This is a genomic window from Frankia tisae, from assembly GCF_025403405.1.
GTDB classification, from domain to species: domain Bacteria; phylum Actinomycetota; class Actinomycetes; order Frankiales; family Frankiaceae; genus Frankia; species Frankia tisai.
Window position 1 is genome coordinate 1 of record NZ_JANEZT010000740.1, and the last position, 945, is coordinate 945.

Here is a 945-nt window from a genome sequence, read left to right on the forward strand (position 1 = left end):
GTCGACGCCCTGCTCGCCGATCCGGCGCGGCTGCACCCCGTCGCCGGGTTCGGACGGGCCGCCGGCCGGTTGGAACGGCTGCTCTACCGGGACGGCCGCGCCGCCGGCGCGTTGCACACCACTGTGCTGCTGGCCGCCGTCGCCGTTCCCGCCGCCGCCGTCGAACACGCATGGGTACGTCCCCGGGCGGTGCGGGCGCGGTCCACGCCGGACCGGCCCGGCGGCTGGGACCGGCCCGGCGGCTGGGACCGCGGCGGCGCGGCGGTCGCGATGACCGCGGTGGCGACCTGGGTGGTGCTCGGGGGGGCGTCGCTGCGCCGTCACGGTCGGCGGCTCGGTGCCGAGCTGCTCGCCGGCGACCTGACCGCCGCCCGGGCGCGGCTGCCAACGCTGTGCGGGCGGGACCCGTCGCTGCTCGACGAGGCGGGGATCGCCCGCGGCGCCATCGAGTCGATCGCCGAGAACACCTGCGACGCCGTGGCCGCGCCGCTGTGGTGGGGGACGGTCGCCGGGCTGCCGGGGCTGGCCGGCTACCGGGTGGTGAACACCCTCGACGCGATGATCGGGCATCACAGCGACCGCTACGAACGGTTCGGGTGGGCGGCGGCCCGCCTCGACGATCTGGTGAACCTCCTGCCGGCCCGGCTGTGCGCGCTCGCGACCTGCCTGTGCGCGCCGGTCGTCGGGGGCAGCGCCGCCGACGCGTTCTGGGTGATGCGCCGCGACGGCCGGTCCCATCCGAGTCCGAACGCGGGGATGGTCGAGGCCGCGTTCGCCGGGGCGCTGGGCCTGCGCCTCGGCGGGGAACTGCGCTACCCGTACCGGGTCGAGTACCGGCCCGAGCTGGGTTTCGGCCGACCACCACGGGGGGCCGACGTCGTCGCCGCCGCCCGGCTGTCCGGCGCGGCCGGCGCAGTCTGCCTCGCAGCGTCGGCGCTGGTCGGC

General features: G+C 78.1%; 1 protein-coding gene. It reads left to right on the top strand.

All coding sequences use genetic code 11. The features are described from left to right. A partial coding sequence (locus NBZ85_RS31430) for a cobalamin biosynthesis protein (protein ID WP_261563459.1) occupies positions 1 to 945 on the top strand: 945 nt, incomplete at both ends.